The 17,218-nt window shown below is 41.8% G+C and carries 16 protein-coding genes; 8 read left to right on the top strand and 8 right to left on the bottom strand.

What is annotated here, in order from left to right:
- Window positions 1–200 precede the first annotated feature (200 nt).
- The 3 genes from QNK26_RS01985 (at window position 201) to mutT (ending at window position 4,412) form a co-directional block, all read left to right on the top strand.
- Window positions 201–1,115 carry a M23 family metallopeptidase gene (locus QNK26_RS01985; RefSeq protein WP_319220585.1) on the top strand — a complete coding sequence of 305 codons (915 nt, stop codon included), beginning with the start codon at window positions 201–203 and terminating at the stop codon, window positions 1,113–1,115.
- Window positions 1,116–1,161: 46 nt separating this feature from the next.
- Entirely contained in the window at window positions 1,162–3,879 is a 2,718-nt protein-coding gene (secA, locus tag QNK26_RS01990) for a preprotein translocase subunit SecA (protein WP_319220586.1), read from the top strand.
- Window positions 3,880–4,019: 140 nt separating this feature from the next.
- Window positions 4,020–4,412: an 8-oxo-dGTP diphosphatase MutT gene (gene mutT, locus QNK26_RS01995; RefSeq protein WP_319220587.1), complete on the top strand. Its 393-nt coding sequence runs from the start codon at window positions 4,020–4,022 to the stop codon at window positions 4,410–4,412.
- A 22-nt stretch (window positions 4,413–4,434) separates the two neighbouring features.
- On the opposite strand, the gene yacG is transcribed toward mutT, so the two are convergent.
- The 8 genes from yacG to QNK26_RS02035 all read right to left on the bottom strand — a co-directional run bounded on the left by yacG (window position 4,435) and on the right by QNK26_RS02035 (window position 11,472).
- A complete protein-coding gene (gene yacG, locus QNK26_RS02000) occupies window positions 4,435–4,626 on the bottom strand; it encodes a DNA gyrase inhibitor YacG (protein WP_413816342.1) in 192 nt (63 codons plus the stop codon).
- A gap of 28 nt (window positions 4,627–4,654) precedes the next feature.
- Window positions 4,655–5,260, bottom strand: coding sequence for a dephospho-CoA kinase (coaE, locus tag QNK26_RS02005; protein WP_319220589.1), 606 nt, complete (start codon window positions 5,258–5,260; stop codon window positions 4,655–4,657).
- 12 nt (window positions 5,261–5,272) lie between these two features.
- Window positions 5,273–6,160, bottom strand: coding sequence for an A24 family peptidase (locus QNK26_RS02010; protein ID WP_319220590.1), 888 nt, complete (start codon window positions 6,158–6,160; stop codon window positions 5,273–5,275).
- A gap of 123 nt (window positions 6,161–6,283) precedes the next feature.
- Window positions 6,284–7,537, bottom strand: coding sequence for a type II secretion system F family protein (locus tag QNK26_RS02015; RefSeq protein ID WP_319220591.1), 1,254 nt, complete (start codon window positions 7,535–7,537; stop codon window positions 6,284–6,286).
- An 87-nt stretch (window positions 7,538–7,624) separates the two neighbouring features.
- Window positions 7,625–9,328, bottom strand: coding sequence for a type IV-A pilus assembly ATPase PilB (pilB, locus tag QNK26_RS02020; RefSeq protein ID WP_319220592.1), 1,704 nt, complete (start codon window positions 9,326–9,328; stop codon window positions 7,625–7,627).
- 6 nt (window positions 9,329–9,334) lie between these two features.
- Window positions 9,335–9,745 (bottom strand): pilin, encoded by a 411-nt coding sequence (locus QNK26_RS02025; RefSeq protein WP_319220593.1) that lies wholly within the window; start codon window positions 9,743–9,745, stop codon window positions 9,335–9,337.
- Between the two features lie 353 nt (window positions 9,746–10,098).
- Entirely contained in the window at window positions 10,099–10,941 is an 843-nt protein-coding gene (nadC, locus tag QNK26_RS02030; protein ID WP_319220594.1) for a carboxylating nicotinate-nucleotide diphosphorylase, read from the bottom strand.
- Between the two features lie 24 nt (window positions 10,942–10,965).
- The gene (locus tag QNK26_RS02035) at window positions 10,966–11,472 is read right to left on the bottom strand and encodes a retropepsin-like aspartic protease (RefSeq protein ID WP_319220595.1); all 507 of its coding nucleotides are present in this window, start codon (window positions 11,470–11,472) and stop codon (window positions 10,966–10,968) included.
- A gap of 154 nt (window positions 11,473–11,626) precedes the next feature.
- Here QNK26_RS02035 and ampD point away from each other — a divergent pair, with 154 nt between their 5' ends.
- The 5 genes from ampD to QNK26_RS02060 all read left to right on the top strand — a co-directional run.
- Entirely contained in the window at window positions 11,627–12,190 is a 564-nt protein-coding gene (gene ampD, locus QNK26_RS02040; protein WP_319220596.1) for a 1,6-anhydro-N-acetylmuramyl-L-alanine amidase AmpD, read from the top strand.
- Window position 12,191: 1 nt separating this feature from the next.
- Entirely contained in the window at window positions 12,192–13,040 is an 849-nt protein-coding gene (gene ampE, locus QNK26_RS02045; RefSeq protein ID WP_319220597.1) for a regulatory signaling modulator protein AmpE, read from the top strand.
- Between the two features lie 384 nt (window positions 13,041–13,424).
- The gene (gene pdhR, locus QNK26_RS02050; protein ID WP_319220598.1) at window positions 13,425–14,186 is read left to right on the top strand and encodes a pyruvate dehydrogenase complex transcriptional repressor PdhR; all 762 of its coding nucleotides are present in this window, start codon (window positions 13,425–13,427) and stop codon (window positions 14,184–14,186) included.
- Between the two features lie 85 nt (window positions 14,187–14,271).
- Window positions 14,272–16,929, top strand: a complete 2,658-nt coding sequence (aceE, locus tag QNK26_RS02055) for a pyruvate dehydrogenase (acetyl-transferring), homodimeric type (RefSeq protein ID WP_319220599.1) — start codon at window positions 14,272–14,274, stop codon at window positions 16,927–16,929.
- A gap of 10 nt (window positions 16,930–16,939) precedes the next feature.
- Window positions 16,940–17,218, top strand: a 279-nt coding sequence (locus tag QNK26_RS02060) for a biotin/lipoyl-containing protein (protein WP_319220600.1), incomplete at its 3' end; no start/stop codon positions are given.

A 17,218-nucleotide genomic window follows, 5' to 3' on the forward strand; every position in this document is an offset into this window, starting at 1 on the left:
AATTTACCACCATTGATGAAACGCAAGATGCGCCTATTCGTTGGTTAGAAGCTAATCTAGAACTGGCGTTATAATCTAACCAAATAAGTTTATTGTCTCGGTTCTGACGCTGTTACTGCGCGCTGAGATAAATACAGATAGAATTGTGGCACCAAATTGTTTATATTTAGTGTCACAAATTCATCAGTTAAAAAAAGATTATGAGCGTTACAGTTACTTACTCGAATAGCAAACACAGCTATTCTAAATTATTTAATCTCTACTTCTTCATATTTTCACTAATAGCTGTTATCGCCATTTCGATTGCGTCTTCTTGGTTTCTCTATTCAAACTACTCTTCTCAAGCAATTCAACTGAAGATTGCCAAAACGCAGCTAAAATATCAACAACAAGCCGATCAAGTTCTTGCGCTACGTCAAGAAACGGATTTGAAAGTCTCCGTCTTTGCGAGTAAAGTTGGCATGATGCAAGCAGAAGTCAATCGCTTGAGCTTGCTCAGTGACGAACTTGCAAAGAGTGCTAGCTTAACCCGTGGTGAATTTAACTTCGCAGAAAAGCCGGCAATGGGTGGTCCTATTGATACCGATACAAGTTATGCTGTTGATTTACAAACCTTGCTTGAAGAGATGGATTTATTGTCTTTAGAAGTAAATAATCGCTCGCAACAGCTTTCACTACTTGAAACTATGCTATTGAATCACAATATAACAGATGAGGCAGTGTTATCTGGGCGTCCTGTTATTCAACGTGGTTCTTGGTTATCGTCTCCTTACGGGGTGCGTAAAGACCCTTTTACTGGACGCGCGAGGATGCATAAAGGCGTTGATTTCGCTGGTGACAATGGTATGGATATTATCGCAACGGGCGCCGGTGTTGTAACATGGTCTGGAAGACGCTCTGGTTATGGTTTATTAATTGAAATTAACCATGGAAATGGGCTGTCGTCGCGTTATGCGCATGCTAAAGAACTGATTGCTAAAGAAGGTGATGTTGTAGGTAAAGGACAAACGATTGCTATTATGGGGAGTACAGGGCGCTCAACTGGTCCCCATGTACATTATGAAGTGCTAAAATCAGGACGACAAGTCGATCCTAAACGCTACGTTTATCGCTAAAATGCTTTAAATTCAAATTAGATTCACAATAACTTTTGGTCATAAAATGTTAACTAATATAATTACAAAAATAGTCGGTAGCCGCAATGACCGCATTTTAAAAAAATTGCATAAAGTTGTACAACAAGTTAATCAATTAGAAGTCGACTTTGAGGTCTTATCTGATGACGAGCTAAAAGCAAAAACCGTTGATTTCCAACAACGGGTAGCTGCTGGCGAATCTCTTGATAGCATTTTAGCTGAAGCTTTTGCGGTTGTTCGTGAAGGCTCTAAACGTGTATTCGGCATGCGCCACTTCGATGTACAGCTACTTGGTGGTATGGTTTTAAATAATAACCAAATCGCGGAAATGCGCACCGGTGAAGGTAAAACACTGACCGCTACATTACCTGCATATCTCAATGCATTAACAGGTAAAGGCGTACATATTATTACCGTGAATGATTATCTTGCTGCACGTGATGCGGAATGGAATCGTGAACTATTTGAATTCTTAGGTTTGACTGTTGGCTTAAACGTTTCTGGTATGGATAACATGGCTAAACGTGAAGCGTATGCCGCCGATATTACCTACGGTACCAATAATGAATTTGGTTTTGATTACCTGCGTGACAACATGGCGTTTGAACCACAACAGCGAGTAATGCGTCCGTTATACTATGCCGTAATCGATGAAGTGGATTCAATCTTAATCGATGAAGCGCGTACTCCGCTGATTATTTCTGGTCCGGCTGATGATAGCTCTGAGCTATACATTAAAATTAATACCGTCATTCCATTGCTTGAAAAGCAAGATCAAGAAGACACCGAAGAATATACGGGTGACGGTCATTACACGATTGACGAAAAGAACAAGCAAGTATTGCTGACTGAAAATGGTCAAATTAAAGTTGAAGAAATGCTCAAAGAGCGTGGTTTATTAAGCGCAGACGATTCTTTATTCTCAGCCGGTAATATTTCATTATTACATCACATCAATGCCGCATTACGTGCGCATACGTTATTTGAAAAAGACGTTGATTATATTGTCAGTGACGAAGGTGAGATTGTTATTGTCGACGAACATACCGGCCGTACTATGCCGGGTCGTCGTTGGTCTGAAGGTTTACATCAAGCGGTAGAAGCGCGTGAAGGTGTGAAGATTCAAAATGAAAACCAAACATTAGCCTCAATTACATTCCAGAATTACTTCCGTATGTATGAAAAACTGTCTGGCATGACAGGTACGGCAGATACTGAAGCCTTCGAATTCCAATCTATCTATAACCTAGAAACGGTGGTATTACCGACCAATAAGCCAATGACACGTAAAGACTTTGGTGATCTGGTTTACCTGACGGCTGCTGAAAAGCATGTGGCGATCATTGAAGATATTAAAGATTGTGTGAAAAGACAGCAGCCAGTATTGGTTGGTACAGTCTCGATTGAGAGCTCAGAACTACTTTCTAATTTATTGAAGAAAGATAAGATCAAACACAACGTATTGAATGCTAAGTTCCACGAACGTGAAGCTGAAATTGTTGCTGATGCGGGTCGCTCTGGTGCTGTTACGATTGCAACTAACATGGCCGGTCGTGGTACAGATATTGTATTGGGTGGTAATTGGCAGACTGAAGTTGATAAACTGAAGAAGCCAACTGAAGCGCAAATTAAACATATTAAAGAACAATGGCAAGTACGCCACGATACAGTGCTGACTGCAGGTGGTTTACATATCATCGGTACAGAACGTCATGAGTCTCGTCGTATTGATAACCAATTACGTGGTCGTTCTGGTCGTCAGGGGGATGCCGGTTCAACACGTTTCTACTTATCCATGGCCGATCCGCTAATGCGTATTTTCACATCAGACCGTATCACTGGCATGATGAAGAAATTGGGCATGGAAGAAGGTGAAGCGATTGAGCATAAGTGGGTAACGCGCGCGATCGAAAATGCCCAACGTAAAGTTGAAGGGCGTAACTTTGATATTCGTAAATCGTTACTTGAATTCGATGACGTAGCTAATGACCAACGTAAAGTAGTTTATGAGCAACGTAATGAGTTAATGGAAGCGGAAGATATTAGCGAAACGATGGTTGCGATCCGTGAAGACGTGATCAATGCGATATTGGATGCTTACATTCCACCACAATCATTACATGAAATGTGGGATATCTCAGGCCTAGAAAATCGTTTACGTGCTGATTTCATGCTTGAGTTACCAATCCAGCAGTGGTTAGACGATGATACTAAGTTATACGAAGAGAAAATTCGTGAACGTATCATGATTGCTGCTAAAGAAGCTTACACAGCAAAAGAAGACGCTGTGGGTGCGCAAGTTATTCGTCAGTTTGAAAAAGCGGTAATGCTACAAACTCTGGATGGTTTATGGAAAGAGCATTTAGCTGCGATGGACCATTTACGTCAAGGTATTCATTTACGTGGTTATGCACAGAAAAACCCGAAACAAGAATACAAGCGAGAGTCGTTTGAACTGTTCACTGAAATGCTAGAGAACCTAAAATCAGATGTGGTTGGCGTTATTTCTAAAGTACAAGTACAAGCACCTGAAGATGTAGAAGCGGTTGAAGCCCAACGTCGTCGTAGTGAATCTTTGCCGCAAAGCATGAGCCATGCCACGGCTGAAAATCAGCTTGCTGATAGCTCGGCAGAAGCTGAATCGGAAACATTTGTACGTCAAGTTCAGAAAGTAGGTCGTAATGATCCATGTCCTTGTGGTTCAGGTGCTAAGTTCAAACAGTGTCATGGTAAATTAAGCTAATAACATTCGTTTATTGCATCGCAATAAATAGGTGTTATTTACCGACTGTTATTGATTGAGATGAAAGCGCTAAAACAGCAATGTTTTAGCGCTTTTTGTTAACTATTATTTGTCAGTATTATCAACAAGAGAAAATTACAATGAAAGTCGTTCATGTCGCTGCCGGTATTATTGTTCGTGATCAGCAAGTCTTCCTCAGTAAACGTAGCTCACAGCAGCATCAAGGCGATAAATGGGAGTTTCCGGGTGGTAAGGTGGAATCGGGAGAATCGGCGCTAGAGGCGTTAACCAGAGAGCTGAAAGAGGAAGTTAATCTTGAGGTACTCAATGCCCAAGCATTTTATCAGTTAGAATTTGATTATGGCGATAAAGTGGTGCAATTGGATTTCTATTTGGTCGATCGTTTTGCTGGGTGTGGTGAAGGACTAGAAGGGCAACAAACGGCATGGGTGAATATTAAGGACTTAGCGAATTATACTTTTCCTGCGGCGAATCAGGTGATTGTGGAGTTGTTAATGGCTCAGTTTGCCTGAGCCATTTAGCGTTATAACGCAGTTAATCGAATTCGTAACCTTTAGGCTGTAATTCTTGTGGTGCTACATCTTCACCGGGAATCGCGCGCTCTTCACTTGCCCATTCGCCAAGATCAATCAGTTTGCAACGGTCACTGCAAAACGGGCGAAATTCATTAGTTGCGAGCCATTCAACAGGCTTTTGACAGGTTGGGCAATTTACTTGCATGATAATTTCCTAAATAAATGGTGCTTTAAAGTGGTTAGTCTGCCATGGCTATTGTCGCCAATTCAAGAAATTTCTGATGCAAAATAGCGGCATCATGGCTAAGTTGTTGACGATCGTTATTTACAATGACGGAGTCAGCAGCGGCGAGACGTTGCTCACGGCTGGCTTGCGCTTGTAATATCGCCTTAGCTTGCTGCTGTGATACGCTATCACGCGCCATGGTTCGCTGTATTTGTACTTGCTCTGCGACATCAACGACCAGCACGTGATCACATAATGTGGTGAGGTTGTTTTCGACCAATAGCGGTACCACCAATAAGGTGTAAGGTGAATCACTCGCCGCCAATTGCGCCAATAGTTCAGTACGGATCATCGGGTGTAATAAATCATTCAACCATTGTTTATCAGCATCATCGGCAAATATTTTTTCACGTAATAAGGCGCGATTTAGACTGCCATCATCAAGCAACATATCCTTGCCAAAATGGGCGCGAATCTGTGCTAATCCTTCACTGCCTATTGCCACTACTTCTCTAGCGACAATATCAGCATCAACTAAATTAATGCCTTTAGCGGCGATAATATCTGCGACTGTGGTTTTACCTGATGCGATACCACCAGTTAATCCTACAACATACATAGCGGCCGGTCCTTAATAAATAAAGTTAACTAGATAGAAATCAACTAATCGATCGCCCCAAATAAGGTATAACCAACCTGCAATCGCTAGGTAAGGACCAAACGGTATCGGGTTGCCTTGGGTATGTTTCTTTAACAAAATTTGGCTAATACCGATAACCGCACCTGCAAAAGAAGATAACAGCACGATGGCTAAAATCGATTGCCAGCCGAACCAGGCTCCAAACGCAGCTAATAATTTAAAATCACCATAACCCATGCCTTCTTTGCCGGTTAATAACTTAAAGCCCCAATACACAGACCACAGTGATAGATAACCAACAATCGCGCCAATGATGGCATCGGACGGTGTTACCCAAGCGTAATTGACGTTTAGTAATAACCCTAACCAGACCAGTGGCAGTGTTATTTGATCGGGTAATAACATTTTATCAATATCGATAAAGGTCAGTGCTACTAAGCTCCACGTCAAGATCAATGCGCCAGCTAATTGAATGCCATAGGGGATGTACAAGGCCACCACGAGCGATAATAAACCTGTTAATAATTCAATACTTGGATAGCGGGCTGAGATTGGATTGGCACAACTACTACATTTACCTTTTAGCATAAGCCAGCTGAACACTGGGATGTTTTCTAATGCAGTAATTTGATGACCACACTTAGGGCAAGCAGATCGTGGTAACAATAAATTAAATTTAGCAGGTTCTGGCGCAGACTCTTCTGTGCTGCATTCATCGCTAAAATAAACTGTGCACTCTTGTTTCCACTCACTTTCCATCATAATTGGTAAGCGATAAATGACTACATTTAAAAAGCTACCCACTAACAAACCGAGAAGGGCAACGGATAACCATAATAGCCAAGGAGTGAGTTGAAAAAGAAGCGCTAAGTCTTGCATGTAAATTACCTGTACCGGATCAAGTGATAGAGAAATGTTAGGTGAAATAGGATGATAGCAAACCCATTCCAGAAAAGCTGTTAAAGGTTACCTAATCGGTGTGCTATTCAGGCGTTATCTTGATTACATGATGCTGCCCATTTCAAAAATAGGTAAATACATCGCAATTACCAGGCCACCAATCACCACGCCGAGTACCACCATGATCATCGGTTCGATTAAACTGGTTAAGCCATCAACCGCATCATCTACTTGTTGCTCATAAATGTGGGCAACTTTTGCTAACATATCATCGAGTGAACCAGACTCTTCACCTATCATCACCATCTGGGTGACCATATCGGGGAATAAATTGGTCGAGCGCATGGCAACGTGCATTTGTAGTCCTGCTATCACCTCATTACGTATTTCCATCACCGCATTTTTATAAACAATGTTACCTGATGCCCCTGCCGCAGAGGTTAAAGAATCAACCAGCGGAATACCAGCAGCAAAGGTGGTGGATAAGGTTCTAGCAAAACGTGCCATCGCCCCTTTGTGCATAATTTGCCCAATCGCAGGGATCTTAAGAATACTACGTTCGGTGATATGTTTGACTTTAATCGAACGTTGATTGGCTTTGAAATAGGCAACGGGAATACCAAATAATACCCCAGTAACCAGATACCAGAATTGGCTAACAAAATCAGAGATAGATAGTACAAAGAGTGTAAAAGGCGGTAATTGAGCACCAAAACTGGCAAAGATCTCTTTGAACTGTGGAATGACATACAGTAATAGAATTAAGGTCACTATCATTGCCACCGCTACCACCATGATTGGGTATAACATGGCTTTTTTGATTTTTGATTTAAGCGCCTCGGCTTTTTCTTTATAGGTGGCGATGCGATCATAGATAGTGTCTAGTGAACCAGATTGTTCACCGGCACTAATCAGATCGCAATATAAGTCATCAAAGTAAAGTGGGTGTTTACGTAATGCATCAGACAGTGGCGTACCGGTAGCAACTTCTGCTGCGACTTCGCCAATTAATAAGCGCATCGCAGGATTATCGTTACTACGGGCGATAATTTCTAGACTCTGAACTAAAGGTACGCCAGCATTGAGCATGGTTGAGATCTGGCGAGAAATGCTGGCGATATCCATTGGTTTGATTTTAGCTTTACGGCTGGAAAATAAACCGCTGGATTTACGATTGGCTTTTAAGACATTAATACCTTGGCGGCGCAGTTCCACTTTAAGGTTGCTAATACTTTCAGCTTGCATTTCACCGCTGACTTTTTTGCCTTTGCGGTTAACGCCCTGCCAGTTATAGGGGTAGCGCTTTCTCACTGTTGGTTTACTGACATTACTGGCTTTTTTAGTTACTGCGACCATGATGCTATCCTTAGCTAATGGTTGACGATAAGATCCTGCTTAACAAAGGATCTTATCGTGTATGTTATTCATATCTATGCTTGATCATTAATGATTGGTGATCCGTTCCACTTCAAGCAAACTGGTGACACCGTCGATAACTTTTTGCAGCGCCGATTGGCGCAAAGTATCCATGCCTTCTTGCTTAGCTTGATCGTTGAGCTCCATCGAGTTGCCACCCGTTAAGATCATTCGTGCGATCGACTCTGACATTGGCATCACTTCGTAGATCCCTACGCGACCTTTATAACCTTTGGTGCATTGCTTACAACCAATGGCTTTAAAGGCGGTGATCCCTTGACTAATTTGTTGCTGGTTAAAACCAAGTTTTGTTAATTCAATTGCGGGGATCTCTTCGGGTTGCTTACACTCGTGACAGAGTCGTCGGCCAAGGCGCTGGGCGATGATCAAGCTGACGGATGAGCCAATATTATAAGCGGGCACCCCCATGTTTGATAACCGGGTTAAGGTTTCGGCTGCGGAGTTGGTATGCAGTGTTGATAATACTAAGTGACCTGTTTGTGCGGCTTTGATCGCGATTTCTGCGGTTTCGATATCTCGGATCTCACCGACCATTACCACATCAGGGTCTTGGCGTAAAAATGATCGTAGTGCGCTTGGGAAAGTCAGCCCAGCTTTAAGGTTGATCTGTACTTGATTGATGCCAGTAAGGTTGATCTCGATTGGATCTTCGGCTGTGGATAGGTTGCGTTCAACGGTATTGAGAATATTTAAGCCGCTGTATAGAGACACGGTTTTGCCACTGCCAGTCGGTCCGGTGACCAAGATCATGCCTTGTGGTTTTTGTAATGCTGCAAGATAGAGTGCTTTTTGCTGTTGGTCATAACCAAGATTATCGATATTTAAACTGGCTTGATTAGAATCTAAGATCCGCATGACGACTTTTTCACCCCACATGGTGGGTAGGGTGCTAACACGCAGGTCGATGGATTTGTTTTTCGATAACTTTAATTTAATACGGCCATCTTGTGGTACGCGGCGTTCGGCAATATCTAGTTTGGCCATGACTTTTAAACGTGCAGCAAAACGCATGGCTAAATTAACTGGAGGCGATACCATTTCATGTAAGATACCATCGATCCGAAAGCGCACCCGGTATTTAAATTCATAAGGTTCGAAATGAATATCAGAGGCACCTTTTTTGATCGCATCTAACAGAATTTTATTGACGAATTTAACAATCGGCGCATCATCAGCGCCGTCTTTATTTTCTTGCTCTAAGCGTGATTCAACATCATCGACTTCTAAATCCCCAATGTCGCTATCACTGAGATCGCCTAGCGCATCGATGTCATTTTCGAGTACTACTTCTAAGGCTTTTTGTAATTGCAGTTCATCAACTAACAATACTTCGGTATGCAGACTGAAACTAAAAGAAAACTCTTCTAATGCAGTGACATTGGTTGGGTCTGACATCGCCAGATATAAGGTTTGCCCTTGCACATAGATGGGTAAGGCATGGTGTTTTTCTATTAATCTTTCATTGAGCAGATTAGCGGGGATCTCTTCGAGTTTGAAGCTATCTAAATCAAGCAAGGGAACACTGTATTCACGCTCGAGTAATTTTGCCAATACCTGACTGTCGATGATATTACTGTCGACGAGCAGGCTCGTGAAGGCTTTACCTTCCAGTTTAGCGCTTTGTAGCAGGGAGGGGATCTCTTCTACCGCGAGGTATGCATGTGCGACTAGGCTGTGCGCCAAGCCGCTAGCGTTATGCTTGTGTTGCATTAGGGCTTAGCAGTAGCCTAGGTCTACACAGGTACCACTTGGAGACCAAGTTACAGTACCAGCTGAAATCGTTCCTGCTAGTATATAAGTAGCATCTGCACTACTTGCTGTAATCGTTGCAACATTTGTGGCAAAACCAAGTGTGATCCCACTACCTACAGATGGAACACCGCCTTTGCCTGCGCCACAACCATTGCCGTCTGTATTAAATAAAGTTAGGCTTTTAATTTGGCTACACAGTTCTAAACCTGTTTTTAGAGGGCCTGTTGATGCTACAACTTCTGTAAACTGCGCTCGTTTTGTGTAATTCTGATAGGCTGGCATACCTACGCCAGCCAAAATTGCCACAATGGCAACGACGATCATCAATTCTATTAGCGTAAAACCTTGTTGTTGTGCTTTCTGTTGTATTCTCATTTTTTATATCCTTATAAAAATTACCAAATAGTCCTTTACTCATCACAAGTCATCAAATGGTATGAGACATCTGATGAGTTGAGTTTATTTAAACTTTTATTTAACATTTTGTATACAAAAGTTTGACGATCAAGTTCAAGTTATAGTACAACGAGCCTCTATTATTGTTTGATTTATTAAGATAAAATTTTATTTAGCGGAAGGTTTTGAAGTGTAAATGCGGTAATTAGGAAGCTATTTCTAGATGAATGACTGAATAGCAGATAGGAAGTAGGTATTAATATTATTTGCAGTTATTTGCTTTAGATGTAAAAAGCACTACCGTATTAATGGTAATGCTTTGTATGTTTGTACTACTTAATAAAGCGCATCGACAGGTCGGTCGCTTGTACATGTTTAGTTAATGCACCTACCGAGATAAAATCGACACCCGTTGCGGCGAAACTGGCTAGTGTAGCTATGGTTACATTACCCGATACTTCTAATTTTGCTTTGCCTTGGTTTAATTCAACCGCAGCGCGCATCATTGGAATATCAAAGTTATCTAACATGACGATATCAGCCCCCGCATCTAATGCTTGTTTCAATTCTGCTAGGCTTTCAGTTTCAACTTCAACAGGTTTGCCTGGTTGTAGCTGTTTTGCTTTTGAAATTGCATTTTCAATGCCACCACAAGCCATAATATGGTTTTCTTTGATCAGGTAAGCATCAAACAGCCCGATACGGTGGTTTTTACCGCCACCACAGGTGACTGCATACTTTTGTGCAAAGCGCAGACCTGGGATAGTTTTACGGGTATCAAGTAATTGACATTTGGTTCCCGTTAACTGGTCTACATACTCTTTGGTTAACGTTGCTACGCCAGAGAGTGTTTGCACGAAGTTCAATGCATTACGTTCGCCAGTTAATAACGTGCGCGCAGGACCCTCTAAGGTAAATAATGTTTGATCGGCAGCGACTAAATCACCGTCTGCAACAAACCAAGTAACGGTTACCGTATCACCAAGCTGGTGGAATACTTCATCAACCCAGGCTTTACCACAAAATACCGCTTGCTCACGGCTGATCACTTTGGCTTTAGCTTGTGTTTCTGCTGCGATTAAGTTTGCCGTGATATCACCTTCTGCCACACCTTGACCACCAAGGTCTTCAGCTAATGCAGTGCTTACTGCGCGGCGTATTTCTTGTTGTAACATAATAATTCCTAGGTCGATTAAAAACTAATATTCACTTAACGTGAGGGTTTTGCCTTGCTGGACTAATTTAACTTGTTTCAATGCATTCATACCGAGCAGAATAGTATCACCTTGCATGTAGGGATTAATATTCGCACTGAGGTCGTAAAGCGTCAGTTCCCCAACGGATAAGCTATCCAGACGAGTTGAAAAGACTTCAATGACGCCATTGGCAGTGTTTACTGATTGGCTATAACCGGCGTTTAGCCCGATCTGTTCGGCAACTGTTGCTGGTATCGAAACCTGCGTCGCGCCAGTATCGAGTAAAAATTTTACCTGATAACCATTTATATAACCATTAGTAACATAGTGCCCAGCACGATTTTGTTGCAGCATTACGACTGCATTGCCATTTTGTTGGTAACTATCTGGGTCACTATTGGGGTTTTGTTGGTTCGATAAATAAGCATTAAAGAATAGGGTCATCACGACCAACCCACTTATCCAGGCGATATAGGTCATGGCTTTGGCGATTTTTTGATTTCCATCCATTCTCTTTCTCCATTATAAACGGGTTACTTTATTGGCTTCGCATTTTACTGATTATGCTATGTTATTGCTAACGATATCATTGTAAAGTGGCGTAATTGTTAGCCGTGATCTAGTATCGCAGCAAATTTGATTATAGTCAGAAGGTAAGAATACAGTGGTAGATAGGCAAGTAAGTCCCGGTTTATTGGCAAGTGCAGATTTTTTGCCATCGCCACATTTTGATGAACGCCCTGCAGACATTGATATTGATTTACTGGTCATTCATTGTATCAGTTTACCACCAGAGCAATACGGCGGTGATTATGTCGAAGATTTTTTTCGGGGAAAACTCGATTGCAGTTTGCATCCTTATTTCCAGAGATTAGAGTCGGTACGGGTCTCCGCACATTTATACATTAAACGTGATGGTCAATTAATTCAATTTGTACCTTTGGACAAACGCGCTTGGCATGCGGGGTTATCTGAGTTTTCTGGTAAATCTCGATGTAATGATTTTTCGATTGGTATTGAGCTGGAAGGGGATGTTAACCATGCTTATACATCGGCGCAGTATCAATGCTTAGTGGCGGTGACTAAGCAAGTTCAACAGTGTTACCCTTTAATTACCCAAGATCGTATTACTGGCCATAGTGATATAGCCCCTGTGCGTAAAGATGATCCCGGTCCACATTTCGACTGGTCGTATTATTTTGCATGTTTAAATTTGAAGGACAATTAATATGGCTTTAATATCTTTGCTGCTGGCACTACTCATTGAACGGGTTGTTCATCTGAGTGGTAAATTGCAATTGGATAATGTATTACAACGTTATCTTTACCCCTTACTACCTTCATTTATTAATAGTGGCGTATTTGGGACCTTGGTGATCATCGCTGTGCCGACAATCCTTATGTATAGCTTATTAGCGTCTATTTCCGGTTTATATTATGGTGTGTTTACGGTAATAGCTTGGTTGCTATTATTATTAATGAGTTTTGGTGGCAGTGATTATCGCCGTGATTACCGCCAGTATTTAAAAGCATTAAGTCGTAATGATCTTGAAGCTAAAGGCATGTATGCGGAATGTTTAGATGTAAACAGTGAACGTTTTTGTGCAACATTACTGACTCAAGCTGTGGCTCAGCAGTTAGTCTGGATCAACTACCGATTTTATTTTGCGGTGATTTTTTACTTTGTACTGGCAGGGCCGGTTGGTTTAACGATGTACGTGGTGGCGCGAAGTTATCATAAATATGTGATACAGCATCATAGTCAGCTACTTAATCGAAGCGGTATTCATCGTGTTATGCGCATTGTTGACTGGTTGCCTGCACGTTTAACGATGCTAGGTTATGCACTGGTAGCAGAAGAACAAGCGGCGTTACCGCAGAGTCTACGCAGCTGGCGTGATGTATCGACCCCTGAATCTGATTTACTCGGTAAAGTGGTTTATTTGGCGAGTAAAGGCAACGTGAAAAGTAATGAATGTTATGACTATACCTGCTACTTAGTACAGTTAGCTAAACGCAATATTATCTTCTTTGTGACAATAATTTCCCTCCTTACCATTAACGGTACTATTATTTAATGGTCATTTAATCGCTATTTAATAACCACTCATTGAGCTAATTATCGAAAACGCCTCGTTGTCATGACGCAGGCGTTTTCATACTTTAATTTACCATTGAGTGGTAAGACCAATGTGTATCTGTTATCACTTTGGGGGTAGTTTGTTAGTGTTTCATTCTATTTTTTTGACCGTTCATGCAGATTAAGTAGCCGCGACCTTATTTTTATGCTTGGTTTATCCGTTTATTTAGATTGATTTACGCTGTCTACTTTGATTTAGACACTATAAAAATGAACAAAAATGTCTATTTTTAATGACAATCGAACGTAGTTTTGGTAAATTGTTATGACTTTACATTAAATTGGTCTTACCAATTTACCACTGGTTGTTTTGAGGTTCATAATGGTCTATCGAAAAATTCAGCCGCCGAAGCTTTCTGATGCAATTGCAGAGCAGCTAGAGCAAATGATTTTAGAAGGTAGCTTAGAGTCTGGCCAGCGCTTACCTTCAGAACGTGATTTAGCCCTGCAGCTTGAGGTTTCTCGCCCAACTGTACGTGATGCGATTTTACGTTTGGAAAGCAAAGGTCTATTGGAACGTCGTCAAGGACGTGGCACATGGGTGAAAAAGGTCATGGACCAAACACTGATGGAACCGCTGTTTCAATTATTGACAACGCATCCTGAAGCGCAATTAGATCTGCTTGAATTTCGGCATGCCTTAGAAGGCATTTCTGCTTATTACGCCGCGTTGCGTGGTACTGAAACCGACTTTCAGCAATTACGCGTTGCGCTTGATGCGGTAACAGCATCTAAATTAGAACGTGATCCGAAGCTGCAAGCACAAGCCGTCAGTGCGTTTAATATTGCGGTCACTGCAGCATCACATAATATTGTGTTGTTACATCTTTTGCGTGGTTTAAATCCCCTGCTAGAAGATAACATCTGCCAAAATTTTAGGCTGTTGGAAAAGCGTCAAGGTGTGGTTGAACAAATTAGCCAACACCGTGGTGATATGCTTAATGCAATTCTTAACCGACAACCAGAAGCAGCCAGAGAAGCATGTCATGCCCATCTGGCTTATATAGAGCAAGCATTGCTAGATATTGGGCGTGAAGATAGCCGCATTAATCGTGCGTCACGCCGTATAAAACAAGCTAAATAGTGTTACTAATGAATATTCTTAAACATAAACATGCTTAAGAATATTTCTTTAATGTTGTAGAGATCTAATTAGTAAGGAATCTCATATGTCAGACATCTTAAAGCATGATGTAGACCCAATCGAAACTACCGAATGGCTAGAATCAATCGAATCTGTAATTCGTGAAGAAGGTCTTGAACGTGCGCAGTATTTATTAGAAAAAGTAATTGCAAAAGCACATCAAGACGGCGTTGCACTAGGTAAAGGCGGCATCACTACGGATTACATTAATACTATCCGTACTGAAGACCAACCTGTATACCCAGGTGACGAGAAACTAGAGCGTCGTATTCGTTCGATTATCCGCTGGAATGCTTTAATGATCGTACTACGTGCATCTAAGAAAGACTTAGAGTTAGGTGGCCACATGGCATCTTTCCAGTCTTCTGCTGCACTTTACGATGTATGTTTCAACCACTTCTTCCGTGCACCAACGGAAAAAGACGGTGGCGATTTAGTTTATTACCAAGGTCATATTTCTCCTGGTATTTACGCTCGTTCATTTGTTGAAGGTCGTTTAACTGAAGATCAACTAAACAACTTCCGTCAAGAAGTTGATGGTAAAGGTATCCCGTCATACCCACATCCTAAGTTGATGCCTGAATACTGGCAGTTCCCTACAGTATCTATGGGTCTTGGTCCATTCTCAGCTATCTATCAAGCACGTTTCTTGAAATACCTAGATGGCCGTGGTCTAAAACAGACTGAAGATCAAACGGTATACGCTTTCCTAGGTGATGGCGAAATGGATGAACCAGAATCACGTGGCGCATTATCATTTGCTGCTCGTGAAGGTTTAGACAACTTAGTATTTGTTGTTAACTGTAACTTACAACGTCTAGATGGCCCTGTTATGGGTAACGGTAAGATCATCCAAGAACTAGAAAGCTTATTTAAAGGCGCTGGTTGGAATGTGATTAAAGTTGTTTGGGGCGAAGAGTGGGATGAACTTCTTGCTAAAGACACGTCAGGCAAACTACTACAGTTAATGAATGAAACTGTTGATGGTGACTACCAAACGTTGAAAGCTAAAGGCGGCGCTTACGTACGCGAGCACTTCTTCAACCGTTACCCTGAAACAGCTGAATTAGTTAAAGACATGACTGATGATGAAATCTACGCACTTAAGCGTGGCGGTCATTCATCAAGCAAGCTTTACGCAGCATATGCAAAAGCAAAAGCAACTGTTGGCAAGCCTACTGTTATCCTAGCTAAAACTGTAAAAGGTTACGGCATGGGCGAAGCTGCTGAAGGTAAAAACATCGCGCACGGCGTGAAAAAAATGAAATCGGATACGCTTAAGCAATTCCGTGATCGTTTCGATGTACCGGTATCTGATGATCAATTGTTAGAACTTCCGTATGTAAAAATCGAAGAAGGTACGCCTGAACACGAATACATGCATGCGCGTCGTAAAGAATTAAACGGTTACTTACCACAACGTAAACCTGAATTCTCTGGCAAGCTAGACATCCCAACAGTTGAAGATTTCAGCGTGCTACTTGGTGAGCAAAAGCGTGAGATTTCTACCACGATGGCTTATGTTCGTGCCTTAAATGTGCTGCTTAAGCATAAAGGTGTTGGCAAAAACATCGTACCAATTATCGCCGATGAAGCGCGTACATTTGGTATGGAAGGTTTATTCCGTCAAGTTGGTATTTACAACCCTAAAGGTCAAGCATACACACCTCAAGATCGCGAAATCGTTTCTTACTACAAAGAAGAAACTAGCGGCCAAGTACTTCAAGAAGGTATTAATGAGCTAGGTGCGATGTCTTCATGGGTTGCAGCGGCTACATCATACAGTACCAATGACGTACCTATGATCCCACTGTATATCTACTATTCAATGTTTGGTTTCCAACGTATTGGTGACTCTGCATGGATGGCTGGCGATCAAATGGCGCGTGGTTTCCTATTAGGTGCTACAGCTGGTCGTACAACGCTAAACGGTGAAGGTCTTCAACATGAAGATGGTCACAGCTTAGTACAAGCAGGCCTTATCCCGAACTGTGTGTCTTATGACCCAACATTCGCGTATGAAGTTGCTGTTGTATTACAAGATGGTTTACGTCGTATGTACGGCGAGCAAGAAAACGTTTTCTACTACATCACCTTGATGAATGAAAACTATGCTCACCATGCAATGCCTGAAGGTGCTGAAGCTGGCATTCGTAAAGGTATGTATAAGTTAGAAACTTATACTGGCGAAAAAGCCAAAGTACAATTATTAAGTTCAGGTACTATCATGATGCAAGTTCGCGAAGCGGCTCGTATCTTAAGTGAAGACTATGGTATTGGTTCTGACGTATTCTCGGTAACTTCATTCAATGAAATTGCACGTGATGGTCAAGACGTTGAACGTTACAACATGCTACACCCTGAAGCTGAGCAAAAAGTACCGTACATCACTACATTAATGAGTGATGCACCTGCTATTGCCGCGACAGATTATATCAAAAACTATGCTGAACAAGCGCGTGCATACGTGCCGACTTCATACAAAGTGCTTGGTACAGACGGTTTTGGTCGTTCAGACAGCCGTGCAAACTTACGTCGTCATTTCGAAGTTAACGCGCAATACGTAGTTGTTGCTGCATTATCTGAATTAGTTAAGAAAGGCGAGCTAGAAAATCAAGTTGTTGTTGATGCAATTGCAAAATATAACATCGACGCTGATAAATTAAACCCTCTATACGCATAAGGTATAAAAAATGAGTATTGAAATTTTCGTTCCAGACATTGGTGATGATGAAGTAGAAGTAACTGAGATTTCCGTTCAAATCGGCGATACAGTTGCAGAAGAAGATACTTTGCTTGCTGTTGAGGGTGACAAAGCGTCTATGGAAGTTCCAGCGCCACAAGCTGGTGTAGTACAAGAAATTCGTGTAAACGTTGGTGACAGTGTTAAAACTGGTTCATTAATCTTTATCTTCGCTGCTGAAGCTGGTGCTGCTGCACCAGTTGCTGAAGTTGTAGCTGTAGCTGACGCT

Source organism: Moritella sp. (assembly GCF_033791185.1).
In the GTDB taxonomy this organism is placed as follows: domain Bacteria; phylum Pseudomonadota; class Gammaproteobacteria; order Enterobacterales; family Moritellaceae; genus Moritella.